30 protein-coding genes are annotated in these 23,993 nt (G+C 65.3%); 22 read left to right on the plus strand and 8 right to left on the minus strand.

The genetic code is table 11. The annotated features are described in order from the left end of the window. Positions 1-2: 2 nt before the first annotated feature. From HNP48_RS11295 to HNP48_RS11310, 4 genes are read right to left on the minus strand one after another with little or no spacing between them, the layout of a single operon-like run. Positions 3-650, minus strand: a complete 648-nt coding sequence (locus HNP48_RS11295) for a DUF6475 domain-containing protein (RefSeq protein ID WP_184857002.1) — start codon at positions 648-650, stop codon at positions 3-5. Between the two features lie 34 nt (positions 651-684). Then, positions 685-1,692 carry a DUF1376 domain-containing protein gene (locus tag HNP48_RS11300; protein ID WP_184857003.1) on the minus strand — a complete coding sequence of 336 codons (1,008 nt, stop codon included), beginning with the start codon at positions 1,690-1,692 and terminating at the stop codon, positions 685-687. Continuing rightward, the gene (locus tag HNP48_RS11305) at positions 1,689-1,859 is read right to left on the minus strand and encodes a hypothetical protein (protein WP_184857004.1); all 171 of its coding nucleotides are present in this window, start codon (positions 1,857-1,859) and stop codon (positions 1,689-1,691) included. The genes HNP48_RS11300 and HNP48_RS11305 overlap by 4 nt, the downstream gene beginning before the upstream one ends. After that, a complete protein-coding gene (locus tag HNP48_RS11310) occupies positions 1,859-2,080 on the minus strand; it encodes a hypothetical protein (RefSeq protein WP_184857005.1) in 222 nt (73 codons plus the stop codon). Before HNP48_RS11310 ends, HNP48_RS11305 begins: the two co-directional genes overlap by 1 nt. 94 nt (positions 2,081-2,174) lie before the next feature. On the opposite strand from HNP48_RS11310, the gene HNP48_RS11315 reads away from it, so the two are divergent. From HNP48_RS11315 to HNP48_RS35810, 18 genes are all read left to right on the plus strand, one after another. Further along, the gene (locus HNP48_RS11315) at positions 2,175-2,597 is read left to right on the plus strand and encodes a helix-turn-helix transcriptional regulator (protein ID WP_184857006.1); all 423 of its coding nucleotides are present in this window, start codon (positions 2,175-2,177) and stop codon (positions 2,595-2,597) included. A 1,439-nt stretch (positions 2,598-4,036) separates the two neighbouring features. Further along, positions 4,037-4,453, plus strand: coding sequence for a hypothetical protein (locus tag HNP48_RS11320; RefSeq protein ID WP_184857007.1), 417 nt, complete (start codon positions 4,037-4,039; stop codon positions 4,451-4,453). Positions 4,454-4,727: 274 nt separating this feature from the next. Next, a complete protein-coding gene (locus HNP48_RS11325; protein WP_184857008.1) occupies positions 4,728-4,922 on the plus strand; it encodes a hypothetical protein in 195 nt (64 codons plus the stop codon). Next, entirely contained in the window at positions 4,919-5,152 is a 234-nt protein-coding gene (locus tag HNP48_RS11330) for a hypothetical protein (RefSeq protein WP_184857009.1), read from the plus strand. The genes HNP48_RS11325 and HNP48_RS11330 overlap by 4 nt, the downstream gene beginning before the upstream one ends. 118 nt (positions 5,153-5,270) lie before the next feature. Continuing rightward, on the plus strand, positions 5,271-6,578 hold the full coding sequence (locus HNP48_RS11335; RefSeq protein WP_184857010.1) for a hypothetical protein: 1,308 nt from the start codon (positions 5,271-5,273) through the stop codon (positions 6,576-6,578). Beyond that, positions 6,575-7,318 carry an ERF family protein gene (locus HNP48_RS11340; RefSeq protein WP_184857011.1) on the plus strand — a complete coding sequence of 248 codons (744 nt, stop codon included), beginning with the start codon at positions 6,575-6,577 and terminating at the stop codon, positions 7,316-7,318. Before HNP48_RS11335 ends, HNP48_RS11340 begins: the two co-directional genes overlap by 4 nt. Beyond that, on the plus strand, positions 7,315-7,983 hold the full coding sequence (locus tag HNP48_RS11345) for a YqaJ viral recombinase family protein (RefSeq protein ID WP_184857012.1): 669 nt from the start codon (positions 7,315-7,317) through the stop codon (positions 7,981-7,983). The genes HNP48_RS11340 and HNP48_RS11345 overlap by 4 nt, the downstream gene beginning before the upstream one ends. Positions 7,984-7,992: 9 nt before the next feature. Continuing rightward, positions 7,993-8,895 carry a hypothetical protein gene (locus HNP48_RS11350; RefSeq protein WP_184857013.1) on the plus strand — a complete coding sequence of 301 codons (903 nt, stop codon included), beginning with the start codon at positions 7,993-7,995 and terminating at the stop codon, positions 8,893-8,895. Next, positions 8,888-9,811: a recombination-associated protein RdgC gene (locus HNP48_RS11355; RefSeq protein WP_184857014.1), complete on the plus strand. Its 924-nt coding sequence runs from the start codon at positions 8,888-8,890 to the stop codon at positions 9,809-9,811. The genes HNP48_RS11350 and HNP48_RS11355 overlap by 8 nt, the downstream gene beginning before the upstream one ends. Before the next feature lie 410 nt (positions 9,812-10,221). Continuing rightward, complete coding sequence (locus tag HNP48_RS11360; RefSeq protein WP_184857015.1) at positions 10,222-10,686, plus strand: hypothetical protein; 465 nt, start codon at positions 10,222-10,224, stop codon at positions 10,684-10,686. Positions 10,687-10,742: 56 nt separating this feature from the next. After that, complete coding sequence (locus tag HNP48_RS11365; RefSeq protein ID WP_184857016.1) at positions 10,743-11,189, plus strand: hypothetical protein; 447 nt, start codon at positions 10,743-10,745, stop codon at positions 11,187-11,189. After that, positions 11,186-11,425 carry a hypothetical protein gene (locus HNP48_RS11370; RefSeq protein ID WP_184857017.1) on the plus strand — a complete coding sequence of 80 codons (240 nt, stop codon included), beginning with the start codon at positions 11,186-11,188 and terminating at the stop codon, positions 11,423-11,425. The genes HNP48_RS11365 and HNP48_RS11370 overlap by 4 nt, the downstream gene beginning before the upstream one ends. 194 nt (positions 11,426-11,619) lie before the next feature. Next, positions 11,620-11,970 carry a hypothetical protein gene (locus HNP48_RS11375; protein ID WP_184857018.1) on the plus strand — a complete coding sequence of 117 codons (351 nt, stop codon included), beginning with the start codon at positions 11,620-11,622 and terminating at the stop codon, positions 11,968-11,970. Positions 11,971-11,982: 12 nt separating this feature from the next. Continuing rightward, a complete protein-coding gene (locus HNP48_RS11380) occupies positions 11,983-12,345 on the plus strand; it encodes a hypothetical protein (protein ID WP_184857019.1) in 363 nt (120 codons plus the stop codon). After that, positions 12,345-12,824 carry a hypothetical protein gene (locus HNP48_RS11385; RefSeq protein WP_184857020.1) on the plus strand — a complete coding sequence of 160 codons (480 nt, stop codon included), beginning with the start codon at positions 12,345-12,347 and terminating at the stop codon, positions 12,822-12,824. The genes HNP48_RS11380 and HNP48_RS11385 overlap by 1 nt, the downstream gene beginning before the upstream one ends. Further along, positions 12,817-13,119, plus strand: a complete 303-nt coding sequence (locus HNP48_RS11390) for a hypothetical protein (protein ID WP_184857021.1) — start codon at positions 12,817-12,819, stop codon at positions 13,117-13,119. Before HNP48_RS11385 ends, HNP48_RS11390 begins: the two co-directional genes overlap by 8 nt. A gap of 62 nt (positions 13,120-13,181) precedes the next feature. Next, on the plus strand, positions 13,182-13,463 hold the full coding sequence (locus tag HNP48_RS11395; RefSeq protein WP_184857022.1) for a hypothetical protein: 282 nt from the start codon (positions 13,182-13,184) through the stop codon (positions 13,461-13,463). After that, the gene (locus tag HNP48_RS35810; protein ID WP_184857023.1) at positions 13,444-13,683 is read left to right on the plus strand and encodes an AlpA family phage regulatory protein; all 240 of its coding nucleotides are present in this window, start codon (positions 13,444-13,446) and stop codon (positions 13,681-13,683) included. Before HNP48_RS11395 ends, HNP48_RS35810 begins: the two co-directional genes overlap by 20 nt. Here the strand turns inward: HNP48_RS35810 and HNP48_RS11405 are convergent. Both HNP48_RS11405 and HNP48_RS11410 read right to left on the minus strand, forming a co-directional pair. Beyond that, entirely contained in the window at positions 13,577-14,845 is a 1,269-nt protein-coding gene (locus HNP48_RS11405) for a site-specific integrase (protein ID WP_184857024.1), read from the minus strand. The two genes, HNP48_RS35810 and HNP48_RS11405, sit on opposite strands and share 107 nt — an antisense overlap. Before the next feature lie 247 nt (positions 14,846-15,092). Then, positions 15,093-15,569: an Lrp/AsnC family transcriptional regulator gene (locus HNP48_RS11410; RefSeq protein ID WP_409362545.1), complete on the minus strand. Its 477-nt coding sequence runs from the start codon at positions 15,567-15,569 to the stop codon at positions 15,093-15,095. Between the two features lie 88 nt (positions 15,570-15,657). On the opposite strand from HNP48_RS11410, the gene HNP48_RS11415 reads away from it, so the two are divergent. The 3 genes from HNP48_RS11415 to HNP48_RS11425 all read left to right on the plus strand — a co-directional run bounded on the left by HNP48_RS11415 (position 15,658) and on the right by HNP48_RS11425 (position 20,025). Beyond that, positions 15,658-17,766 carry an aminotransferase class V-fold PLP-dependent enzyme gene (locus tag HNP48_RS11415; RefSeq protein WP_184857026.1) on the plus strand — a complete coding sequence of 703 codons (2,109 nt, stop codon included), beginning with the start codon at positions 15,658-15,660 and terminating at the stop codon, positions 17,764-17,766. Positions 17,767-17,934: 168 nt separating this feature from the next. After that, entirely contained in the window at positions 17,935-18,693 is a 759-nt protein-coding gene (locus HNP48_RS11420; protein ID WP_184857027.1) for a glutamine amidotransferase, read from the plus strand. A gap of 246 nt (positions 18,694-18,939) precedes the next feature. Further along, positions 18,940-20,025, plus strand: a complete 1,086-nt coding sequence (locus tag HNP48_RS11425; protein WP_184857028.1) for a hypothetical protein — start codon at positions 18,940-18,942, stop codon at positions 20,023-20,025. Positions 20,026-20,181: 156 nt separating this feature from the next. Here HNP48_RS11425 and HNP48_RS11430 read toward each other — a convergent pair whose 3' ends face one another. Continuing rightward, the gene (locus HNP48_RS11430) at positions 20,182-20,721 is read right to left on the minus strand and encodes a spore coat U domain-containing protein (protein WP_260420197.1); all 540 of its coding nucleotides are present in this window, start codon (positions 20,719-20,721) and stop codon (positions 20,182-20,184) included. Positions 20,722-21,041: 320 nt separating this feature from the next. Between HNP48_RS11430 and norR the strand changes: the two genes are divergently transcribed. Next, positions 21,042-22,616 carry a nitric oxide reductase transcriptional regulator NorR gene (norR, locus tag HNP48_RS11435; protein WP_184857030.1) on the plus strand — a complete coding sequence of 525 codons (1,575 nt, stop codon included), beginning with the start codon at positions 21,042-21,044 and terminating at the stop codon, positions 22,614-22,616. Positions 22,617-22,622: 6 nt separating this feature from the next. Here the strand turns inward: norR and hmpA are convergent, their stop codons facing one another. Next, a complete protein-coding gene (hmpA, locus tag HNP48_RS11440) occupies positions 22,623-23,813 on the minus strand; it encodes an NO-inducible flavohemoprotein (RefSeq protein WP_184857031.1) in 1,191 nt (396 codons plus the stop codon). Positions 23,814-23,993: the final 180 nt, after the last annotated feature.

Here is a 23,993-nt window from a genome sequence, read left to right on the forward strand (position 1 = left end):
GGTCATCCTTGCCTTTCAGCCGGCGCGGCCAGGCGCGCGGCATTCGAATGGGGCAGCAGCTCTCCGCGCGCTTGGCGCGCAGCGAGCAGTGCCGTGATTTCTGTGGTGATGGCGGTCTTGCCGCCTGAGCTGCCCAGGCGCATGACCTGGCGGGCTTTCTCGATGTCGCCCACCACGACCGGCTTGGGTGGTGGCAGGCCGAAGCGGGCGTACTGCGCTGCGCCATCGGCAGCGCCAGCCAGCTTGCGGGGGTAGTCGAAGGAAGGCAGGCGCGTGTATGCGCGATGCGCTTCGCAGAATTTGTGCTGGATGTAGCTGACCTCTTTCAGGTCGGCGCGGCACAGCTTCACCCAGCCGCCCAGGTCTTCAATGACGGCGTGGATGGCTGGATCGTCAAACACTACATCCTGGTAGGCGCCCACGGCACTCATTGCATCGTGAACCTTTCCCCATGCCACCAGGGCGCGATCCGTGGCCGTGCCGACCAGCATGCGCGCCATGTCGGCCACCTTGGGCGCGTATTGCCCATGCTCGGCATCGGTCATGTGTCGCTGCATGGCCTGCTGGATGTGTTCCAGCTCAAACGGCTTGCATGCGTTCCACCAAACGTCCAGCAGGAACTTGCTCGTGTCCTGGCGGTAGTACGCCATCACGTCCTTGATGAGCTGGCCGAAGTCCCGGCGTTCAGCGTCCTGCATGGTCTGCACCTCCTGCCGCCCAGTCGTCCACAACGGCCTGGCCGCGCCGCTCCAGCGCCTCCTGCCGGTTGAGTCGTTCACCCTTCAAGCGCATACACGTCGCCTTGAGGTATTCCCGCGCGTCGGCGGGCTGCGTGCTGACGGCGGCCGATACCGCGTCTTTGACGATGGGAAAGCCGTAGTCGTTGACCAACTTGCCCATGAACGTGCGGCATTGCGCGGCAGGGCACCCGCCGTGCTCCAGCACCGACACAGCGGCCTTCCAAACATCGGATTTCGCCTGGTCCTCGGGCGAAAGAAGCTTTCGCGGTGCTGGCGCCGGGGGCACTACAGGCGTCCTCGGTGACGCCGGCACGGTGGGCGTGGACTTGGCTATATCCAAGTCAAGGTCTCCCTGTCCCTGTCCCTGTCCCTGTCCCTGTCCCTGTCCCTGTCCCTCTCCCTGTCCCTTGGACCCCATGTCCTCGGGGACATCCGATGGACGGCCCGGCATGTCCTCGGGGACAAAGAGGGGTTGACCGGTGGGGCGGCCCGCTAGCATCCACTGGTCCAACGACATTCGAGGCACGTTCGCGCCTGGATGGCGGTCGTTGTGCTTTTTGATGCGGCCCATTTCCGTGCGCCAGCGCTGCTCAAGCTTCGCCTTCCAGGCGGCCACAGCCTTCTCAGCGATGACTTCGTGGTAATAGCGGTCATCAGCACACAGCCTCCAGCCGCGCATCGCGCCAGGGCGCACGGAAGCCCAGGCATCGGACACCTTGCCCAAGTGCGTGTATCCCGCTTGCTTGGCAATCCAACCATCGTTGTTGGGCAGCGAGCCTGCTGGAACCTGATGCCAGGAGGCGGCCCAAAGCAACACTGCAGCTCGGAAGGATTCGGGAGACTCGTCCGATGCCAGCTCGCTGTCTCTCAGCCGGGCTACATCGAGCGGCATGAAAGCGAAGTCCTGCAGGTTGCAGTCTTCTGGTGTAAGCGGTGGCGGTAACTGGTTCACACCGTCTCCGCAGCCAGGGCCTCGGTGTATGCCTTGGTGAATGCAGCGCTTTCCTTCGAGCCTGGCTCGAAGTAGTTGGCCTCGCCCAGGGGGATGCATTGCTCTGCTGCGGCGCGCGCCACGGCACTCAGCTCGGCGTCGGTCAGAGGTCGAATCTGCCCCGCCATCACGCCACCTTCCTGCGTTTGCGCAGAGAGGTCTTCGCCTTCAAGCTCGGATAGAACTTGCGGACCGTTTCGATACCGGGATTGGGGGTGTAGCCGGACCGAATCTTGACCAGTGTTGCGAACGGGACGCTGGTTTCGTCGGCCAGCTCGTGAAGCGCGGGCACGCCGAGGGGCGCCAGTCGTTCACGGACTTCTTGGATGGAGGGAATGGTGTTTGGCATCGCCCAAGTATGCCATATTTGGAACGATTGGCGCACAAGACACACCCAAATGTGGCATGACTATGCAGTAGCTATCTACTGTATGATTCCAGATATGGATTCACAAGACAGCAAGCAACACCTGTGGCGCTCCTTGGAGGTGCTGATGGAGCACCACTACGGCGCAGTCAACATCAACCGACTTTCTAGAGAGTCGGGTGTGGGTCTTGGAACGGTCGCAAGATTGAAGTCGAGCGACTCCAGCATTGCTCTGGACAAGCTGGACAAGCTCGCCGCCGTATTCGGCGTCGAGCCATGGCAGTTGCTCAAGCCGGGCTACAGCCCGACCGAATCAGCAGGTGCGTTCAGCCCGCTTGCTGCGGACATTGCAAAGGCGCTTGATGCCGTCCACGATCCTGCAGCTCAGCAACGAGCGTACGCGCTTGCGCTTCAAGTGATCGGGCTCGCCAACTCTCCTGTGCCTGCATCGCAATCGAACGGGCATGCACCCATTCCGTCGCCGACGCCTCATCAGTAAATACGCCCATCACGGCGCCGCTCTCTGCGAGCGCGCGCGAAAACTTGTGCGCTGAACTAACACAGTTCGCGCCAACAACCATCGCACCAGGCAGCGATGCGCCTACCCCGAGCGAGCGCCGGAACACGCTGTACCGCTCTGTCTCTGTAAGTCCCGCTGAGCAAAGCCCCGTGTCGGGCGCGTGATCGTTCAATCGGATCACCCAGGCCCGGACGCCCCCCAGCCCTCTGGCCGTCCCCAGGCACCAAAAGGAGGCCAGAGCGCTGCACATTACGCGCAGCGTCAGCTCCCCTGAAAAGCCAAACGTAGCCACCCCTCCCCCATGGCTCACGTCCATGGTCGCTTGTCCGAAATCCAGAAACATTCAATCTTTCCGTTGCTTTTTGTGACAGTCCTCTACTGTGATTGTGCACAGGTTTAGGGAAACCACCAGCATCTGCAGTTATGCGAAATCTTTCCATATTTGGCACAAAGCATTGCCCCAGCCATTCCAAATATGGCATACTTCATTCCATCGCTGGAACGGAAACGGTTTGGCGATGGGGCCAGGTCATCGCACGCAGCCCCAGACGGCTCCTTAAAAACCTCACTGGATATCCCAGGTGCACGCCCCGTGCGTGCGCCCTGCTCCACCCCCACGCCGGCAGAAAGGAAGCGCGTGAAATCGACCCTCCCTGGTGGAGCGCTCCGCGTGGTGCGCTGCGAAGCCACAGGGTCTATCCGCATCGGCAAGCGCAAAGCGAACCTGGGCGGCGCCCATCAGCAATGGCGAGGTAACTGCTGACAGGCCCTGGAGACAGGGCCATCACATCGGCCTACTGCTGGGCCAAGGCTCACGCTTCGCGCGGGACATCCAGCAGCGGGGCGATGTGATGGCGAGGCCATCCGTGGAAGGGTTGCGCACTGCACCACGGAAATCAATGCCAGTAAGGGACCAGCGTTTGGTATGTCCCAAGGCAAGGACCGTACCTTGCGAGCGGCTTCGGCTGCTGAAAACTCTAAAGAGATTCGTTCGCCCAACTTCCTGATGAGCCGATGGGGCATGCGGCGAAACGGGCTTACGGGCCCGTAGAAGTGAGCCAGACCGTGTCGAGCAGGGCAATCTACTGTCTGGCAAATCGAAATCTGCGATCCCCCGCGGGGCCCTGTCGAAGCGATGGGAGGCGCAGAAAGAGCCGGCGGTGAGCTGGCGCGCAGGGAGGATGCCCCTGCCAGTTTTCGGGGCGGCAAACTGCGGTTGCAGTGCGCATGGCGGGGGCCGGGACTCCCTCGATAGCAGTTACCCACATCCATGCGACAGCGTTTCCAGGGGCCGACCTCTCCTTGGCCTGCCGCCCCACCTCACCCCACCAACGACAGCACCAGCGCATGCCCTGCGAGCCAGCGGCATGCGCGGGGTTTGTCGCCGCCTACCCCAGCGGCATCGTTCAAGGAACACCATGAAATTCACCCTGATTGCCACAGCGCTCGCAGTGGCAGCGCTGGCTGCTTGCGGCAGCAAGGAAGTGCCAGCCGACCGTCTGGAAGAGGCCCGCCAAACAGCCAAGGCGAATGCAGAGTTCAACGCCGCGCTCTACAAGGCGCAGAACCCGCGTTTCACCTCGGAATTCGCCATCGTCAGCCGCAGCGACGACACGCAGGCACCAGCATGCCCCCAAGGCGATGGATGGGCCGAGCTGTCCATCATGAAGGTCGAGGGCAAGCAAGTCGACAAGACGGTGCTGATGTGCTCCACGTTCTCCCAGAGCGTGGGCTGCTACCGCAAGGAAGACTTCGAGAAGAACACCAACCTCGCGAAGCAAAACGGCAGCTGCAGTACCCAAGTGCCCTACCCCATTCCAAAGATCGCCAAGTAGCCCATGGTGCTCATCACGTCGCTGATTGGCGCCGGCCTGCTGGCATGGACTGCCGTCACCTGCTACGTGGCCTTTCGCATTGGCCGCTGGGCCGAGCGACGCTCGCACCCATGACATCGCCGATTCCAGCCCCGCGAGCGGGGCTGTTGTGGGCGATGTCCCAACCCTTTCCAACCGCGCGCCCACCCTTCCATCCCTCCCTCCCTTTGGGCGCACCAGCGGCTTTTTATTCCCCCCCCCGCTTGCAGCGGGTTTTTTTTCGCCCGGAGGATCTGTGAACGCCATCAATCCGACCATTGCCGCATCCCTCAAGGGGGTCGTGCCCGAAACGTTGCTCTACAGCGAGGAAGAGTTGCTTGCTGCGGATGTGCTCCGCATGCAGGGCGCAGAGGCCCGCCAAAGAGCCGCATTCCACCGCGCTCTGCAGGATCAGCAGCAGCACCTTCAGATGGCGGGCCAACTGCGATGAACCGCCCCGTCATCAAATACTGCATCGCCGCCCTGGTGGCTATCGCCATGTCTTCGAGCTATCTGCTCGATGGCAGTCCAAGCGAATTGCAAGCGGCCAAAGACACCGCCGCCTCGATGCGCGACGCACTGGCACAGCACCAGGCCGAGCGACCCGACCTGTGGACTCCTGAGCGGCGCAGTCGCGCCGATGCCGCAGCCGGAATCATTGCCCGCACCACCAGGCCATGAGACGCGCCCGCAGGCTCCAGCGCGCTGCATTGCGCTGCATCCAACTTTTTTCCATCTCCATGGCCACCGCAGCCGCCACAGGTCTGTGCGCCGGCCTTATCCAACCACTCTTCATGCCATGAGCCAACAAACCATTGAGGCACAGCCGCAAGCTGGCGCCGTCGAAACTACCAACTCAAAAACCGCCCTCGCGGCACTGCGCAAAACAGCGCTCGCCGAGCTGAGCGTGGTGGACGCCGGCCTTGCCGCACTGCGCCGCAAGTACCGCAACAAGCTCTTTGCGGTAGGGACCGCAGAGGGTATGGCCGCAGCTCGCAAGGCGCGCATGGACCTTCGCGAGCGCCGCTACAAGGTCCCCAAAATCGTTGACGAGCAAAAGGCTGCGATCAGGCAAGTTGCGACCGATGTCGGAACCGAGGGCGAACGCATCGTGGCCGCACTGCTGGAATTGGAATCACCAATTCATGAGCAGATCAAAGCGGAAGAAGACCGCAGGGCAGAAGCCAAACAGGCCAAGGAGCGCGAAGAGCGCGAAGCAATGGCTCGCATCGATGCGGTGGTAGATGCCATCATCGCCAAGCCCACCGAGGTGGTCGGACTCGGATCGGACGTGATCGGCACTGCGCTCACCGAAGTGGAAGCTATCGAGGTCACACTGGAGACCTTTGGCGATCACGCCGGTCGAGTGGAGGCCGTCAAGAATTCCACCATCGAGCGGCTGGAGACCATGCATGCCGCAGCGCTGGCGCATGAGCAGGAGGCCAAGGCCCAGGCTCAAGCACGCGCCAAGCTCGCCGCCGAGCGCGAACAGATGGAGCGCGAACAGCGCGAGCACAACGAGCGCATGGCCGCCCAGCGTGCCGAGCTGGATCGGCTCACGCTCGAAACCCAAGCCCAGGCCCAGGCCATCGAGCGCCAGGCCGTCGCGCAACGCGAGCAGGCAGAACGGATCGAACGGGAGCGATTGCAGCGCATCACGGACGTGAGCAACCGCATAAGCGACATCACTGCACTGCCAGCGACACACGCCGCCAGCACCGCACTACAGCTCGAATCAGCGATCCGCACGTTGAACGACACGCTGCTGACGGCCGCGTACTTCGATGACCGTGTGCCCGAAGCCGAGCAGGCCAAACACACCGCCCTTGAGGAGCTGCGCCAGCTCCACAGGGATGTCGCGCAACGAGAGGCCGACGCCGCAATCGCCGAAGCCTGCGAACGCGAAGAAGCCGCCATCGCCGAGGCGCGCCGCCTGGCGGACGACGCGAAACGCGCGAACGCGAACCAGCTCTACGACGCACTCGCGAACCTACTGACCTGCGCCGAGCTGCGCGGGGATGTCTGTGTCCAAACCGCCTTGCTGATGGAGTCGGCCAGGCACGCCATCGAGAAATCAACCCCCGCGCAAGCGGCTCAAGCCCAATGACCCTACTCACACCTGCCGCGCCACTCGCCGGCCCGTTTGCCAATGCCCTGGCCGCCATGAATGCCAACATGACCATGGCCGAAATCAAGGAGCTGCAGCAAGAGCAGCGCGATTGGGAAGCCGGCGAAAGGCACAAACTGTTTTTGGCCGCCATGGTGGCCCTGAAGTTGAACCCTCCCAGCATCCTCAAGGACAAGACCGCGTTCACGCCAGATGGTCAGGGCGGGTTTGAGTCCTACGACTACGCCACCATCGGCAACGTCTGCGAGCAGGTCATTCAGTCCGCCGCACAGCATGGCCTCACGCACAACTGGGTGCCTGGCCGCAGCCCGGAGGGCGACATTGTTGTGACATGCGAAGTCGCCCATGTGGGGGGGCATGTGCAGCGGACCATGCTCGATGCGCCGCGCGAGGAATCGCCAGGACTCACCGTAGCGCAGGCCGAGCAATCCGTGCGCACGTTTCTGGAACGCTACACCCTGCTGCTGGGATTTGGCTTCGCGGCCAAGGACAGGCCTGACGACGACGGTCGCGGCGGCGCCGCGATGCCCTCGCCTGCAGCGCAGAGCGCCACGGAGGGGTGGGTGGTCTATGTCAACAGCGCGGACAGTATCGAGACACTCGAATCCATACGCAAAGAGGCGTCTGCGGCCTTTCACGCGGCGGGTGATGCTGGCGCATGGAGCACCGTGAAGCGCGCGCTCGATGCGCGCCAGGACGCACTGGAAGGCGGCGCGTGAAGAGCACGCGCTACACCATCAGCACCCACAAGCAAGGCACACGCGAATGGCTGAAAGACCGCCTGGGCTGCGTGACCGGCGCCGATGTGGCCGCGCTCTATACCCCCGGCAGAGCCAAGGGCACCGACTCCGAAGCGCGCACTGGCTACATGCGCCAGCTCGTGCTGGAACGCCTGGACGTGCCCACCGATAGCGGCTCCTTTCTCTCGCGCGATATGGCTTGGGGCATCGCCACCGAACCTCTGGCGCGCCTGGCACTGGAGGCCACCACCGGATACAGGGTGCGCGAAGCCGGCTTCTGCCGGCTCAGGCGATACGCCGCAGGCTGCAGCGTGGACTCGTTCATCTTCGGCGACGAGGTGGACACCAAGCGGCTGGGCATCAGCGAAATCAAGTGCCCCAAGAGCAAGACGCACCTGGCCTATCTCGAAGCCCGTGGCGTCCCTGAAATCTATGTGCCGCAGATCACCCACAACCTGTGGGTGACGGGCGCGCAGTTCTGCAAATTCATTTCCTACGACCCCCGTTTCCCGCCAGCGATGCGGATGTTGCTGGTGCACGTTGAGCGCGACGAGGCGGCAATCAAGGCCCATGAGGCCTTGGTGCTGCAGTTCCTCATGGAGACGGATGCCCTTGAACGCAAGTTGCGGCTCAACGCCGCGTGAAGGACTTCAATGTCATCGAACCGCCAATTGCTGGAGGCAGGAACCGCCAAGCGCGCCGACCTCGTAAAAATCTGGATCAATGAACTCCACGTCGAACCCGGCTTCAATCCCCCGGAAACCCCCGAGGAGTTTGACGCTCGCGTGGAGGACATCGTGGCGCACCTCGCGAACGGCGGCAGCGTTCCGCCACTCGAAGTACGTGATCGGGTAGAGGGCGGCAAGTTCATCGTTGACGGGCACGCCCGTCTTGAAGCGCATGTGCGTGCGGCCGATAGAGGCATCCCGATCCACGACCAGAAGGATGGGCGCGTTTACATCCTGACCATTCCTTTTGTGGGCAATGACGCGGACCGCAACATTCGCATCATCACATCCGCGAAGAAGCGCACGCTTTCGCCCGTGCAGACAGCCACGATCCTCAAGCGCCAGCGCGGGTACGGCTGGTCCTTGGAGGCCATCGCCAAGGAAATCAATCTCTCTTCAGAGCGCGTGCGCCAGCTTCTGGCACTCGGCGATGCCAACAGTGATGTACAGGCACTGGTGTTGTCGGGCGAGGTCACCGAAGCGGTTGCAACCGCTGCCGTGCGAAACCACGGCGACAACGCCGGCACCGTGCTTGCCGAACAGCTCGCCGAGGTGAAGGCCGCTGGCGGCAAGAAGCTGACCCCGGGGAAAGCCGGCCCCAAGAAGCCGAAGGCTTCCGACCTGGCGGCAGAGCGCGAAATGCTGGATTGGCTGATCGATCAACGCGCCATGGTTGCGCGGGGTAGCAAGCCGGACTTTGCTGCTGATGAGTCCACCTTGGGCTACTGGGTCTGGTGGCCTGCCGATGGCCGCACGCAACCCGGCTTGTTCAGAGACCCCCGCGAGGCCATCACCCAGGCCATGACCAAGGAGCCCGAGAATGTTTAAGAACCTCATCGTCTACCGCACAGGGCCCCTGCACACCGCCGACCTCGAAGGCGTGGAGCAGGCGCTGCAGAAGATGCTCTTCGCGGAGTGCGGCGCCACACAGGAGAAATCGGTTGGCTGGGTGCCCCCACGCGGCGAAGAACACGGCGCCTTGGTGGAGTCCATCGGGGGTCAGTGGGTGCTGCGCTTCAAGATCGAGGCGAAGGCCGTCCCTGGCGAAGTCCTCGCACGACGCGTCAAGGAAAAGGCCGATGCCATCGAGAAGTCCACAGGCCGCAAGCCAGGCAAAAAGGAGTCCAAGGAACTCAAGGAGGAAGCGAAGCTTGACCTCCTGCCTATGGCCTTCACGAAGCAATCCACCATGTGGGTGTGGATTGACCGTGAGCTAAGAACTCTGGTGCTCGATACGGGCACGCAGAGCCGGGCCGATGACGTGGTATCCCTACTGGTCGAGGCCCTGCCAGGCCTGACCGTCTCCCTCCTGCACACCAGCACCAGCCCCCAGGCGGCCATGTCGCACTGGCTGAGCACGCAGGAGCCGCCGCAGGGCTTCACGGTGGACCGCGAATGCGAGCTGAAAGCCTGCGACGAGGGCAAGGCGGTCGTGCGTTACGGACGCCACCCCCTCGACATCGAAGAGGTGAAGGCGCACATCGCGGCCGGCAAGCTGCCCACCAAGCTGGCGCTTACCTGGGATGACCGTGTCTCTTTCCTGCTGACTGAGGGTTTGCAGGTGAAGAAGGTCGAATTCCTCGACACCGTGTTTGAAGGCACGAAGGCCGATGACGGCAGTTTCGACACGGACGTGGCCATTGCAACGGGTGAGTTGCGCAAGCTGCTGCCCGACCTGATCGAGGCGCTGGGCGGCGAGCCCGAACCAGGCGCCCAGGCGCAGGCCGCCCCACCATCGGAATGACGCTACAGCCGTGGCGTTCCTGTTCCGATGCCCGGAGTGTCGGACCAGGCGCCGCGACTACGGGCTATTCACCCAGCACCTGGCCAACAGCGGGCACGCCCTGTGCCGCTGCGGCGGGTACCACTACAGCCACAGACCGGACTCTCCTTTCTGCCATCGCAACCCCTACAGCCCAGCCCTGGAGGCTTCGCGCGCCGGGGTTTGCGATCAGGAGGTGGAGGCCATTGCGTCACAGATCGCGCTGGACATCGCGATCACGCACCCAGGGCGAAAGCCAAGGCCCACGGACCCAGTGAAACGATCACCGGATTCCGCCCCGATCAACACAAGCCCGCCTTCGCTGCGGGCTTTTTCTTGAGTGCCCCATGCCACAGTCACAACCCAAGACCGCTCACGAGCTGAGCCCTCCCATGGCCCAGTGCCACGCCAGACTGCTCGCCGTGGCAAAGAACGGCACGCCCGAGGCCTTCTCGGCGACCCTTGCCGGCGTGCTTCACCGCGCCGAGCTGGCCATTGGTGGCGCCTACGACGCGGCGAATCAGGCAATCCGCAAGGAGCGATCCGCAACAACGGACGTAGCCGGCACCATAAAGGCGTTCCGCGAATACCTTGGCGTTCATCCCCACATCGCCATGGGCGGCCACCAGGCGGACACCACAGCGCACCAGCTCGCGATGATCGCGCTGGACCACCAGCCGTGGAACGCAAGCATGCCGCGATTCCCCACCGCTTTGCGCAAGATGTGGAGCGGCGGCGAGGTGCAGGATTGGATGGACAGCAATTTGCCGCCGCTCATCGGGGCCACCTACGCCAAGGGTTTCGCGGAAGGGATGGCCCAGCGCGGAGTTGCAGAACCCACCCCTGGGGCCAAGTAATGGGACAGCGCTTTGGCAGAAACCAGCGCCGCCGAGCACGCGAGGCACTCCACTCAGTGGCCTCACAGCTTCAATCGGTGCGAGAGCAACTCGCCCAGGCGCAGCACCAGCATCAAAGCCTGGCGCGCGCAAGCTCCGAAATGTCTGATGTCAATCAGCGCAATGAAGTATTGCTTGCCCAGGCCCGGTTGCTTCTTGGCAAGCACAGCATCGCATTTGACCCACGCCCACTCGCTGTGCCGCGCGTAGAACGGGACGGGAGCTTTCGCGTGAATACGCCCGATGGGCGGATGACCACCATGCATACCGTAGACATTCGCGCCGAACCAGACTGGCTAAAGGGAATGCTGCATGTGACAGCGATGGTCGGCGACCGGCGGGCCGGGTACGCCATTTCTGAAGGCGCCATGTTCCACGGTCCCAATGATCTGTTGGCGAAGCATATCGGCAAGCTGATTGCGGAGCGCCTCGTCATTGACCTGAAGCGATGGAGCCGCCGATGAATGATCCCATCATCTTCAACGGCATGCGCATCCAAGAGTCACGAATGGCCGTGCGCCAGAAGACCGTGGTTCATGTGCGACGCCACCCCATCAGCAAGCGCCGCAGACGGTGGCAGGTCGTGGTGGAGGTGGTGGAGACACCCTGCGCGTTCGTGATGGAGGGACTCATCCTCATGCACCCCCTGTTGCTTGCTGGACTGCGGGAGCAGTTGCGAGGGCGGGTTTCTCATGGATGACGCCAGTGAAGCCTGGCAGCTCGCCGACAAGGCCTATCAGCACCACCACGCCAGGTGCGGCGAATGCCGCGCCGCTGGCGCCAACCGGAGCGGAGCCCTCACGCGCTGCCACGCTGGGCTTGCGTTGTGGGAGGAATACCAGCAAGCCGGCGAGCCACCGCACTTCGCATGGCTCAAACCCATCAGGAGGCCCAATGCCCGACCCCAAACCCATCGACGCCCTTGAGAAAGTCAGGATGCTGATCGAAGCTTATGCCGACACGAAAGCACATTACGACTGGACGATGGGCGAGCATTCCAATGCAGGCCCAGCCAGCCAGAACGGCGCTGCACGGCGCTTGGAAACCGCAAGCGAAGCGTTGAGCATCGAGCTGGAAAACCTCGCCAGCGCACCTGGTGAGGTGGTTTCGTCGGTGATCGAGATTTGCAGCAGCCGCTGGGAGGCCTACGCCAACGACCCGGAAACCGGTTGGCGCGCGCCCATGCAGTTCGCCGCAGCAGAGATTGAGCGCATGGTGCTGACGCAATTTCGGGCCGGGGGGTGACCCCGTGAACCAATGCAACTCGCGCTCGACACAGAGGGCTGCGATGCCGGGCCGCTGTTCGCGCCCGAGCGCAAGACCCGACCGCCGAAGCGCCCCAAGGGCAAGGAAGGCATGGTGCACCGCGCGCAGACGCGCCGGGCCACGCCGGCCTGGGCGGACATGGCTGCGATCAAGGCGATCTATCGAGAAGCCCAGCAGCTCACCAGGCAGACCGGGGAGCTGCATGTGGTGGACCACATCGTCCCAAAGATCAGCCCCTACGTTTGCGGCCTGCACGTGCCCGCAAACCTGCGCGTCATCCACTGGCGCGAGAACAGTGCCAAGGCCAATCTTTGGTGGCCCGGCATGTGGAACGAACAAGGAGAACTTTTGTAATGTCTGATCGCAAACTGCACATCGCAACGCACCCCCTGACGGGCCGAATTCTTCAGGGCCGCGCGAGAAGCTCGAATGGCCGCATCCTCATGAGCCAAACCACCGATGTCACGGCGGACGTGCTCCTTGCTGTGATCCAAAAGGCCAAGCAGCACGGCGGCTCCTTCGACATCCATTCGTATGACGGCGACGGCTACACCCTGTCGGTCGTGGCGAAGGGCTCTGCGGCCCAGGCGGCGGCAGGGGCGCAGCCGTATCGCCCCGAAATGGCCCCGCTGTCCGATGAGCAGCTGAAAAAGCTCTCTGCCACGGGGCCTGTGCACTGTGAAAATGGAGTGGTCACGCGCGGCCCGGCTGTATACCGGGACGAACTGCAGGAACGCTTTGAGCGCGGATTCCGCACGGCAGAGAAGCACTACGGCATCAGCCGCCCCACCCCGACCACGCCAAAGGCGCAGGAGGGTGAGCAGCATGGCTAAAAGCCCTCTCGCCGGCAAGGCGTGGTTCTTCGCCCTAGGCCAGCGGCACGCCGCACTGGGCGTCACGCGCTATGCCGCGGTCAATCTCATGCGCAGATGGCCGGCGCATGCGCAGCGTGCATACGGCGATGGCCGAGCTGCTGCCCTGGGACTGCGCAAGCATGTCAGCGAGGCGGACGGCAGCTACTTCGCGGAGTGCTGCCGATGTGGGCGGGACTACGAACTGCCGTGCGATCTGCATGAATTCAATCCTGAATTCAGCTACTGCGGTGGAAGCCTGCACTGCATCCCCTGAGCCCTCATCACCCAACAATCAATCGACCGCCCTGCAGGGCGGTTTCTTTTTGGATAGACGACATGAAGACAGTCCGTATTTTCTTCGGCGGCACCGCCCGCGAAATCATTGACGCCAACGGCAAGACTTGGAAGTTCTCAACGCACGAAAGCGGAATTGTGCGCATCCACGAAGCTGGCGGTGACAGTGAACAAGACTGCCAGGCGTTCATGGCCGCCGCACGCCTCTGGGCCGCGCAGGGCTGCGTGGTGTCCGATACAGGCTTCTGCCAGTGGCGAGAAGAGGTAGCTGGCGAAGCACCTACCGGCGAAAAGGAGGCAGACCATGGCCAAAGCCACTGCTGAACAGAAGCCCGACATCATGCACCGCGAGAAGCAGGTGCTAGCCCAATTCGCGCCCGTTCACAGGACCACCTGGTGGCGCTGGGTCAAGGCAGGCTTGGCACCCAAACCGGTGCCTATTGGGCCTCATGCGGTGGCGTGGCGGGAGTCCGAGCTTGCCGCTTGGCAGAAGGGCGAGTGGAAGCCAGTGGCGGCAGCAGGAAGTTCGCCCAGTCCTGCATGAGCACCCGGCGCTTCTGCACCGCCGTCAGGCGGCGATAGGCCGCCTCGGTCTTGTTCTCGGGGACGTGCGCCAACGCGGCCTCAAGCAGATCGCGGTGGTACTCCGTGTAGTCGCCACCCCAATCGCGGAAGGTAGAACGGAAGCCGTGGGGCACAGCAGTCAGGCCCTGCCGGCGCATCACCTCCGTCATCGCCATGTCCGAAATGGGTTTGATCGGCTGGCCCTTCTTCGTGCGGTTGGTAGGGAAAAGAAATTCTGTGCCTGCCATATGGGGGATGGATCCCAAAAGCGTCACGGCCTGGTCGCTCAGCGGCACCGTGTGGTCCATGCCCGCCTTCATCCGCTCACCAGGCACCACCCAAACCTTCTTCTGCAGGTCGAACTCCGACCACCGCGCGAATCGAATTTCGACCGAACGTGCAGCGGTCAGGATCAGCAGGCGCAGCGCCAGCGCCGACACTCCATCCACCAGCTCCATCGCCTTCATGAAGGCCGGCGCATCATCAATCGGCAGGGCCTCATGGTGCCCTGGCTTGCTCACCTTCTCGGGCGCCGGCAGAACCTTGTCGAGCAGCCCCTTCCATCGCGCGGGATTGTCCCCCTCCCGCCATTCATGCACCGTTGCATAGTCGATCACCGCCTCAATGCGGCTGCGCAACCGCGTAGCGCTTTCGGTGATGGTTGACCAGATCGGCTGCAGCACCTGCACGACGTGCGTCAGCTTGATGTCCGCCACGTCCATGTCGCCCAGCAGCGGGTAGGCATAAGTGTCCAGCGAGTTTTGCCACTGCTGGAGGTGCTTCTTGTTTTTCCACTCCCCCTTTTTGGATTCGATCAGTTCGGCCGCAACGTCCCGGAACAGATGACGCGCCTTCGGCGGCGCGGCCGGCGCCAGCTTCGGTGGCGCAGGGTCGATGCCAGCCTTTACCGCGCGCCGCGCATCGCGTCCGGCGTCTCTGGCCTGGCTCAGCGACACGTCCTCGAAGTTCCCCAGGCCCACATCGCGCCGCCATTCCCCCACCACAATTCGCAGCACCCACAGCCTCGTGCCAGCAGGGGTGATACGTAAATGCAGCCCCTCGCACCCGCCGACTGGGTATCGTCCCGGCTCACGCAATTTGGCGACCGCAGCGGCGGTCAGTTCTTTGGCTCGTTTTGGCATGGATGGCAGTGTACCCTGCCCACATCCTGCCCACATAAACATCGCAATTTGATGCGGCGAGATTCAACTCAATGCAACAAGCAGCCCCTCCAATCCTTTATAAATCAACGGTTTTGCATCAGCACGAGACAGGATGCAACATCAATTCGAAGGACACAGTCTCCGCCAGAAAATCCATGGACAAGCGCCTTCCGAGGCGCTTTTTTGTTTTGCCCGTCCTTACATCAGGCGGGTATCGGCGGGCGTCCTATTCGACGTAAGACAGAGGCAGCGCCGTCGTGAACTTCAGCTCTTCCATCGCGAAGCTGGACGACACATCGAACAGTTGGGTGCCTGCAATCAAGCGCTTGTACACCTTGCCATAGGCCGCAATGTCGGGCACCACGACGCGCAGCAGGTAGTCCACGTCACCGCTCATGCGGTAGAACTCCACCACCTCGGGAATCGCCTGGACCGTGGCGCGAAAGTGCTCGAACCACTCCTCGGTATGGGTGCTCGTGCGCACCGACACGAACACCGTGACCCCCACGTTCACCTTGGCGGCATCCACCAGGGCGACCTGGCGGGTGATCACCCCCATCTCCTTGAGGCGCTGGACACGCCGCCAGCAGGGGGTGGCCGAGAGGCCCACGCGGGCGGCCATGTCCGCGATGGGGGTCTCGGCATCGATCTGAAGAATCTCTATCAATTTGCAATCAATAGAATCCAATTTTACTTTGGCCATGATTTGAGGATTTTTATTCCAATTTTATGGCCAAACCCTGGAAAGATTGCAAGCCCTTGCTGCATGAGCCCGCCGAGAATTGGGCGCCATGGAAGAAATTTATCTCGACGCCAACGCCACGACACCGGTACTCCCCCAAGCGCGCCAGGCAGCCCTGGCGGCGATGGGCGAAGCCTTTGGCAACCCCAGCAGCATCCATGGCAGTGGCCTGAAGGCGCGGGCGCTCATGGAGCAGGTGCGCGACCGCGCGCGCCGCTTGCTGGGGGCGGCCGGTGGCCAACTGTGCTTCACCAGCGGCGCCACCGAAGGCATACAGACCGCGGTGCTGTCGGCCCTGACCGAACTGCGCCGCCGGCGCGATGCCGGCGAAACCCAGCCCTTGTTGTTGCTCTACGGGGCCACCGAACACAAGGCGGTGCCGGAGGCACTCAGGCACTGGAATGAGCTGCTGGGCCTGCACTGGCCGGTGCGCGCCATTCCGGTGGACCACCAGGGGCGGCACGACCTGGCCTGGCTGCGCCAGCAGGCACCGCAGGCCGGGCTGGTGTGCACGATGGCAGCCAACAACGAGACCGGTGTGGTCAGCGACCTCGACGGCATCCGCGCGGCACTGGCGGACAGCAGCGCGCTGTGGCTGGTCGACAGCGTGCAAGCCCTCGGCAAATTGCCCCTGCATCTGGCCGAGCGCCGCATCGACTACGCACCCTTTTCCGGGCACAAGCTCTATGCGCCCAAGGGCATCGGCATGCTGTACGTGCGCGAAGGCGCCCCCTTCACCCCGCTGATGACAGGGGGCGGGCAGGAGGGCGCGCTGCGCGCAGGGACCGAGAACATCGCCGGCATCGCCGCACTGGGCGAGGTGCTGCGGGCGCTGGAAGCGGGGGACACCGTCGCGAACCAGGAGACACTGTTGGCGCACCGCGAGCGCCTGGCGCTGGCGCTGACCGAGGCCTTCCCCGGGCTGGTGTTCAATGCCCCGCCATCGCTGTGCCTGCCGACGACGCTGAACTTTGCCGTGCCCGGCCTCGCTTCCAGGCTGCTGCTGGACCTGTTCGATGCCGCTGGCCTGCGTGTCAGCGGTGGCTCGGCCTGCAGCGCGGCCAAGGCCCAGCCCAGCTATGTGCTGGAGGCTATGGGCTTGCCCGCCTGGCAGAGCTCGGCAGCGGTGCGCCTGTCCTTCGGCGCGGCCGACTCCTCCGAACTCATCGAGCGTGCGTGTGCGCGCATCCGGGCCTGCGGCGCCTCGCTGCGCGCCCATGGCTTGACGACGGCCCAGGCACCCGCCGGCACCACAACGCCGGCCGGTTTGGTGACCCGCTTCGTGGTCGACGGCGCCTGCTGTTACCTGGTGGCCGATGCCAGCCGCCGCCACTGCGTGCTCATCGATGCCCTGCCCGCACATACCGAACAGATCACGCAGTGGCAGCGCCGCCACCACCACACCCTGGTGGCCGTGCTGGCAACCACCCGCCGTACCGAACATGCCGCAGCGGTGGCCGCCTTGAGCGCCGCCTTCCCGGAATCCATGCAGGCCTTGGGGTCCGTAGACCCCCTCGGGTGGCCGCAAGGTGCGCAGCAGATTGAGCTGGGCCAGCACCGCATCACGCGGCTAGCGCCCCCGGAAGGCAGCGCCGATGCAAGCGCCTATGTCCTGCACACGCCCGACCAAGGCCAGTTGGCCTTTGTGGGAACCTCCGCCATGGCGGACTCGGGCTCGCTGCACTGGTTGACGCAGGCCTTGGCACCCCATGCGCTGCTGCTGCCCGGTCACGACGACGCACAGCACTTCGCCTGGACCCTAGGCCAACCATTGCGCCCCAAGGCACGGCATGCCGAGCCAGAGGCCCTGGCACTGTCCCGCGAGCGCTGGCACCTGCAGTTCCCGACGTCCCCGGCCCCGCTGCTGGTCGATGTGCGTGAGCCCTACGAGCATGCGCTGGGCGGCAGGCCCGACCTGGGGCCAGGCATCCACCCGAACAATGTGCAGTCGGTTCCCCTGGGTAGCCTGCTCAACGCCCTGCCCGCCTGGCTGCAGCTGGAAGCCGATACGCCCGTGCTGTTCTACTGCCGCAGCGGCAACCGCAGCGCGCAGGCGGCGCGCGCGCTGCGCCGCCTGGGCCATGCCAACGCCTGGAGCCTGGAGGGCGGCCTGGCGCTTTGGACGGCGCAGGCAGCACCGCCGGCTCTGTCCCGTTGAACGGATGCAAGGGCCAGCGCGCCTCCAGTTGCGCAGGGGGTTTCTGGCGGTGGCGCGCAGATAAAATCGTTCGCGACCCCAGGTTCCTGCAACCACAGCCTCCGCCAGTGATGGGAACCACAAGCGCCCTTGGGGGCGCTTTTTTCTGGATACCCCCGCTGCTCACACATGACCGCAAGCCCCGATCCCAGCCCCCTGCGCAAACCCCTCCTCATCGTCGCCGCCGGCAAGACCTTCGCCGACATCCGCGAGGCCCAGGGTGATTTCGACGACTGGATCGCCGCAGGCCTGGGCGATGCATTGCCCCTGCTGCGCATCGATGCGCAGCACGAGGCAGCTAGGCTTCCCGATCCGTCCGAACTGTCGGCCGTGGTGGTCAGTGGCTCGCATGCCATGGTGTCGCACCGTGAACCCTGGAGCGAGCAATTGGCGCTGTGGATGCGCCGCTGCGTCGAGGGCCAGGTGCCGGTGCTGGGCATCTGCTATGGGCACCAGTTGCTGGCGCATGCGTTTGGCGGGCTGGTGGACAACCTGCCGGGCGGGCCGGAGGTGGGCACACACACCGTGCGGCTGATGGCCGAGGCCGGGCAGGATGCGCTGCTCGCCGGGCTGCCGGGCCAGTTCCCGGCGCAGCTGGTGCACTACCAGTCGGTGCTGCGCCTGCCCGAGGGCGCCGTGCGGCTGGCGCGCAGCGACATGGAGCCCCACCAGGCCTTCCGGGTGGGCGGCTGTGGCTGGGGTGTGCAGTTCCACCCCGAGTTTTCGGTGGATGCCATGCGGGGCTACCTGGCCCATGTGAACGCCACGCGCGATGCCGCCAGCCAGCTGGATGGAACGGCAGCCTCCACGCCCCATGCCGCCAGCCTGCTGGGCCGCTTCGCCGCGCTGGCGGGGGCACGCGAGCTGCAGAGCGCCGCTGCCGCCTGATCCCGCGCACGAGCGGGCCGACTTCGAGAAGTAGTTCACAGCCCCTGCGGCCAAAGCCATTCGATTGCCCCGGCAAGGCCTTGCGGGCCGGCCCGCAAGGCCCTACGCTGCACACACTTGGGCGCGGCCGGCGTTCTTTCTCCCTACGGGGACAGCAGCAACCCGGCAGGCACGCAAGCCAATATGCAGGTAGTTCACGGTGTGCCGCAGGCATGCCGATCCATCGTCTTCGACTGGAGTGGGCCCATGAAGCATGTGCGCATCGTTGTTGCCGCGGCCGCCGCGGTGCTTGCCTTCCCGAGCCCGCAGGCGCTCGCCCAGGCGACCCTCTCGCTGAACGACGGAGTGCTGCGCATCCCCAGCGTGTCCGTGGGGGCGGATGTCTATACCAACGTCATCCTGCGCTTCGGGGCCGACGGGCGCTTCAGCCTGGAGTCGGCCACACCGCCCGCCGGCAATCCGCCGCCTGCCGGGGGCGTGGCGCAGACCATCCAGCTGGGCTACGCGCCCCAGCCCAACACCCAGTACTGGTACGACGGACCGAACCGCCGCGTGGCCACCTGCTCGGGCCTGGCGCAGGCCAGCATCACTCTGAAGGTGCCGGCCAATGCCACGGCGCAGGCCAAGGTGCCACTGGTCATCAGCCTGGCGGGCTGGGCGCCCAGCGGCAACCCGCCCGCACCCGTGCCGCAGGACCCCGCCGGGCTGGACCAGTTCAGCGCCGCCGGCATGGCGGCCGCCACCTTCGAATACCGCGGCTGCGACAACTGGAGCAGCCCGCTGATCGCACGCACCCATGCGGACGAGAGCTACGACATCGCCAGCTCCGACTTCGGCCTGGGCCTGGCGGCGATCAAGGCGGCCGTGGCCGCGCGCAACCTGCCCATCGACACCAGCCGCATCGTGGTGGCGGGCACCTCGTTCTCCAGCAACCTGATCTTCACCGTGGCCACCCAGCACCGGCTGCAAGGGGCGATCGCGCTGGCCGGCGGCTGCGACTACAGCTGCAATGCCACGGGCACGATCTACGAGCAACCCAATGATTTCCGCATCAATGGTGCGCCCATCCGTGTGGCCGCCATCTCGGGCAGCGGCGACACGCTGTTCCCGCCCATGGGCCTGGGCAGCTCGGGCTACGGGGCATCGGGTGCGCGGGCACGCATCCTCGGCGCCATCCCCGACGCGGCCAAACGCCCTGCGGCCTTCTATACCTATGTCGCGCCCGGCGCAGGCCACGAGGTCAACGCCGCCATGTGGGGCAAGGCCCGCACCTATGTGCAGTGCATGACCAATGTGCGCCCTGCGGGCGAGTGCGCGGCAGATGACCGCTGATCCGGACTGACAAGGCCCACACCCGGCGTTCAACCTGCGAAGGCCGATCTCGGGGATTCATTGCGCTGTGCGCCGCGCATGGCGCCTGGGACTGGCGCGGCCCAGGCCTGTGCTCCCGCACAAGGGCCTACGAGCGCCTCTCAGGGCGTGCCCATCTCAATAGGTCACCGTGACCTGCAGGGTATCGGTGTAGGTGCCGGCGGGCAGCGCCGTGGGGTTCGACTTGTTGATCTGGCCATGGATGGGCAGCGAAAACGCTGCGCCATTGGCGGGCACGTTGATGCCGGTGACGGCCGAACCCGCGGGGTAGGGTTGCGTGTGTGCGGCATCGCGGTACAGCTCGTAGGGAATGTAGGCGGTGGTGCTGCCATGGCGCATGGCCCGCGAGCCCACGCCGATGCCCGAGCCCTGGCCCGCATAGGAGCCCGAGCCGACCTGGACGCTGATGCCCAGCACTTCGGGCGAGCAGACGAGTTGCGTGGGGCCCGAAACGCCTTCTCCACCCGCGGGCGTGGCCGTGACGATGCCCGTGAAGGTGCCGGGGCGCGAGCCGAAATCCAGGGTGCCGAAATTCAGGCCGGCCGTGGCGCCGGAGCTGCCGGCGACCATGCATCCCGCCGTGAGCTGCATCTGCGCCTGCAGGGTGCCGCCCAGGGTGCCTGCCGCTGCCGTGCCTGCCACCAGGCAGCCGGCCAAGGCAAGGCCTGTTGCCAGCCACCCGTGGCGGCCTGACGGTTGTTGTCGTTTGCCCGCGTCCATCGCGTTTACCTTGAAATATTCTCGGAATGTCTTGCCTGCCGGGCCATGGGCCTTGGCCACCTTCGGCCATGCCCACCACCCCCTTTTCGAACCCACCATGGACTGAACAACGGTGCCTAAAGCTCGACCCGAGCAAATCGTATCAGGTTGTAAACAAAATATGTAGAGGGTTCTCCTCAGACGGGCGCCCGGGGGAGTTCCCGCACGCTCCACCGGTTCAATCCACCCGCGGGACAATGGGGCCGCCTGCGCTTGCCATGACCCCTCAGACCCTGCTCACTGCACTCCTGCCCCTGATGGCCGACCTGGCACAAGACCTGCCCGAGGCCGAGCGCTACCGGCGTCTGCTTGAAGCCCTGCGCGTGCTGCTGCCCTGCGACGCCACGGCCTTGCTGCGGCTCGACGGCGAATGGCTGGTGCCGCTGGCCGTGAACGGCCTGTCGCGCGACACCATGGGGCGGCGCTTTCGCGTGGCCGAGCACCCGCGCTTCGCCCAGTTGCTGGCCGCCCCCGGCCCCGTGCGCTTTGCCGCCGATGGCGGCCTGCCCGATCCCTTCGACGGGCTGGTGGAGGGCGTGCAGGGCCACCTGCCGGTGCACGACTGCATGGGCTGCGCGCTGCAGGTGGACGGCCGGCCCTGGGGCCTGGTCACCCTGGACGCACTGGAGCTGGGCCGCTTCTCGCGCGTGGCGCTGACCACGCTGCAGGCCTTTGCCAGCCTGGCAGCCGCCAGCGTGGCGGTGGCCACGCGCATGCATGGCCTGGCGGCCGAGGCCGAGGGCGAGCGCCAGCGCGCCGACATCTATGCCACCCAGGCAACCGGCTCGCGCGGCGGCCCACGCCAGCTCATCGGCCACGGCGCGGCACACAAACGCCTGCTCCAGGAGATCGCGCTAGCCGGCCCCACCGATCTGTGCGTGCTGGTCCAGGGCGAGACCGGCACCGGCAAGGAGCTGGTGGCCCAGGCGCTGCACGCCGCATCGCCGCGCGCCAGGAAGCCCATGGTCAGCATCAACTGCGCGGCCCTGCCCGACAGCTTGGTGGAGAGCGAACTCTTCGGCCATGTGCGCGGCGCCTTCACGGGCGCGGTGGGTGAGCGGCGCGGCAAGTTCGAGCTGGCAGATGGCGGCACCCTGTTTCTGGACGAAGTGGCCGAGCTGCCCCTGCCCGTGCAGGCCAAGCTGCTGCGCGTGCTGCAAAGCGGCCAGCTGCAGCGCCTGGGCTCGGACCGCGAGCACCGGGTGGACGTGCGCCTGATCGCGGCCACCAACCGCGACCTGGCGCGCGAGGTGCGCGAGGGCCGCATGCGTGCGGACTTCTACCACCGCCTGAGCGTGTACCCGCTGCAGGTGCCCCCGCTGCGCGTGCGCGGGCGCGATGTGCTGCCCATCGGCGGCTTTTTCCTGGAAGAGGCGCGCTCGCGCATGGGGCTGGGTGGCGTGCGCCTGGATGCCAGCGCCCAGGCCGCCCTGCTGGCCTACGGCTGGCCCGGCAATGTGCGCGAGCTGGAGCACCTGCTGGGCCGCAGCGTGGTCAAGGCGCTGGGCCGGCACGCGCAGCGCCCGCGCATCCTCACCTTGTCGGCCGAGGACCTGGACCTGGGCAATGCCGGTGCGGCCACGTCCGCCAGCGCCCCCGCCACAGAGCCCGCCGTGCCGGCCAGCCACCTGGGCCTGCGCGATGCGGTGGACCAGCTGGAGCGGCGCATGGTGCTCGATGCGCTGGCCCAGCATGGCCAGCAATGGGCGCCCGCCGCAAGGGCCTTGCGCATCGATCCCGCCAACCTGGCGCGCATGGCCAGGCGCCTGGGCATAGCGCGGGCGCCCTCCTGAGTCGCCTTATTCCAGCGCCGAAGCTGGCCCGAAGAACTCGAAGCGCGACTGCGCATCGGGCACGCCCCAATCGCGCAGGCCGCGGCGCACCTGCTGCATGAAGGGCTTGGGCCCGAGGAAATAGGCGTCCACGTCGCGCGTGCCGCCGGGCAGCCAGCGCTGCAGCAGGTCCAGGCCGAGCCGGCCCACGGCATGCGGCAGGCCGGGCGCGCCCTGGGTCACCTCGTCGTAGCAGTAGTAGCGCTGCAGCAGCCCCGGGTGGCGCGCGGCGGCCTCGTCAATGTGCTCGCGGAAGGCATGCACCGCGCCGTTGCGCGCGCAGTGGATGAAGGTCACCGGGCGCTTCGCGGCCAGCGCCTGCTCCAGCAAGGCCAGCGTGGGCGTGATGCCCACGCCGCCGCTGATCAGCACCACCGGGCGCTCGCCCTCGGCCAGCACGAAGCCGCCCGACGGGGGCAGCAGTTGCAGGGTGTCGCCTTCGTGCACCTGGTCGTGCAGGTGGTTCGATGCCACGCCGCCCGGCTCGCGCTTGACGCTGATGCGGTAGCTCTGCCCGTTGGGCGCGGCCGAGAGCGAATAGTTGCGCCGGATGTCCTTGCCCTGAGCCACCAGGCACAGCCCGATGTACTGGCCCGGCGCAAAGTCCATGAGTGCACCGCCATCGGCCGGCACCAGGTGGAAGGAGGTGATCTCTGCGCTCTCGCGCACCTTGCGCTGCACCGTGAAGGCGCGCTGCCCGCGCCAGCCGCCGGGTGCCGCGGCCTGCGCGTCGTAGCGTGTGCGCTCGGCGCCGATCAGGATGTCGGCCAGTTGCCCGTAGGCGGCGGTCCAGGCATCCATCACCGCGTCGGTCGCCACCTCGGCGCCCAGCACGTCGCGGATGGCGCGCAGCAGGCAGCGGCCGACGATGGGGTAGTGCTCGGGCAGCACCTGCAGCGCGACATGCTTGTTCACGATCTGCGTGGCCAGCGGGCCCATGGCCTCCAGGCGGTCGATGTGCTTGGCGTACATCAGCATCCCATTGGCCAGCGCACGCGGCTGGTCGCCCTTGGCCTGGTGGGTTTCGTTGAAGAAGGGTCGCACTTCGGGGTGCTCGTCCAGCAGCATCTTGTAGAAGTAGGTCGTGAGCGCCTCGCCCCCTTGTTCGAGCAGGGGCACGGTGGAGGAGACGATGGCGCGTTGGGAAGCAGTGAGCATGGCAGGTGACGCAAAGGGGTCGAGTGGATGAGGCCTTGATCAGTGCAACCGCCGTGCCGGCCCACGCGGCCTTTTGAATCAATGACTTGAATCAATACCATGTCAGAACGACCACATCTACATCGAGTCGTTTTGACTCGTTAAAGTCAAAACGACTCACCTCCAGAGCGGGTGTATTTC

It is taken from the genome of Acidovorax soli (assembly GCF_014207955.1).
Taxonomy (GTDB): Bacteria; Pseudomonadota; Gammaproteobacteria; order Burkholderiales; family Burkholderiaceae_C; genus Acidovorax; species Acidovorax soli_A.

Coding starts and splice junctions, on each gene's coding strand:
- HNP48_RS11355 (WP_184857014.1), top strand. CDS start 8,888: ATGTTTAAGAACCTCATCGTCTACCGCACAGGGCCCCTGCACACCGCC.
- HNP48_RS11315 (WP_184857006.1), top strand. CDS start 2,175: ATGGATTCACAAGACAGCAAGCAACACCTGTGGCGCTCCTTGGAGGTG.
- HNP48_RS11415 (WP_184857026.1), top strand. CDS start 15,658: ATGGAAGAAATTTATCTCGACGCCAACGCCACGACACCGGTACTCCCC.
- HNP48_RS11305 (WP_184857004.1), bottom strand. CDS start 1,859: ATGGCGGGGCAGATTCGACCTCTGACCGACGCCGAGCTGAGTGCCGTG.
- HNP48_RS11335 (WP_184857010.1), top strand. CDS start 5,271: ATGAGCCAACAAACCATTGAGGCACAGCCGCAAGCTGGCGCCGTCGAA.
- HNP48_RS11380 (WP_184857019.1), top strand. CDS start 11,983: ATGCAACTCGCGCTCGACACAGAGGGCTGCGATGCCGGGCCGCTGTTC.
- HNP48_RS11295 (WP_184857002.1), bottom strand. CDS start 650: ATGGCGTACTACCGCCAGGACACGAGCAAGTTCCTGCTGGACGTTTGG.
- HNP48_RS11360 (WP_184857015.1), top strand. CDS start 10,222: ATGGCCCAGTGCCACGCCAGACTGCTCGCCGTGGCAAAGAACGGCACG.
- HNP48_RS11340 (WP_184857011.1), top strand. CDS start 6,575: ATGACCCTACTCACACCTGCCGCGCCACTCGCCGGCCCGTTTGCCAAT.
- HNP48_RS11375 (WP_184857018.1), top strand. CDS start 11,620: ATGCCCGACCCCAAACCCATCGACGCCCTTGAGAAAGTCAGGATGCTG.
- norR (WP_184857030.1), top strand. CDS start 21,042: ATGACCCCTCAGACCCTGCTCACTGCACTCCTGCCCCTGATGGCCGAC.
- HNP48_RS11420 (WP_184857027.1), top strand. CDS start 17,935: ATGACCGCAAGCCCCGATCCCAGCCCCCTGCGCAAACCCCTCCTCATC.
- HNP48_RS11425 (WP_184857028.1), top strand. CDS start 18,940: ATGAAGCATGTGCGCATCGTTGTTGCCGCGGCCGCCGCGGTGCTTGCC.
- HNP48_RS11390 (WP_184857021.1), top strand. CDS start 12,817: ATGGCTAAAAGCCCTCTCGCCGGCAAGGCGTGGTTCTTCGCCCTAGGC.
- HNP48_RS11410 (WP_409362545.1), bottom strand. CDS start 15,569: ATGGCCAAAGTAAAATTGGATTCTATTGATTGCAAATTGATAGAGATT.
- HNP48_RS11385 (WP_184857020.1), top strand. CDS start 12,345: ATGTCTGATCGCAAACTGCACATCGCAACGCACCCCCTGACGGGCCGA.
- HNP48_RS11320 (WP_184857007.1), top strand. CDS start 4,037: ATGAAATTCACCCTGATTGCCACAGCGCTCGCAGTGGCAGCGCTGGCT.
- HNP48_RS35810 (WP_184857023.1), top strand. CDS start 13,444: ATGGCCAAAGCCACTGCTGAACAGAAGCCCGACATCATGCACCGCGAG.
- HNP48_RS11370 (WP_184857017.1), top strand. CDS start 11,186: ATGAATGATCCCATCATCTTCAACGGCATGCGCATCCAAGAGTCACGA.
- HNP48_RS11405 (WP_184857024.1), bottom strand. CDS start 14,845: ATGCCAAAACGAGCCAAAGAACTGACCGCCGCTGCGGTCGCCAAATTG.
- hmpA (WP_184857031.1), bottom strand. CDS start 23,813: ATGCTCACTGCTTCCCAACGCGCCATCGTCTCCTCCACCGTGCCCCTG.
- HNP48_RS11310 (WP_184857005.1), bottom strand. CDS start 2,080: ATGCCAAACACCATTCCCTCCATCCAAGAAGTCCGTGAACGACTGGCG.
- HNP48_RS11395 (WP_184857022.1), top strand. CDS start 13,182: ATGAAGACAGTCCGTATTTTCTTCGGCGGCACCGCCCGCGAAATCATT.
- HNP48_RS11350 (WP_184857013.1), top strand. CDS start 7,993: ATGTCATCGAACCGCCAATTGCTGGAGGCAGGAACCGCCAAGCGCGCC.
- HNP48_RS11330 (WP_184857009.1), top strand. CDS start 4,919: ATGAACCGCCCCGTCATCAAATACTGCATCGCCGCCCTGGTGGCTATC.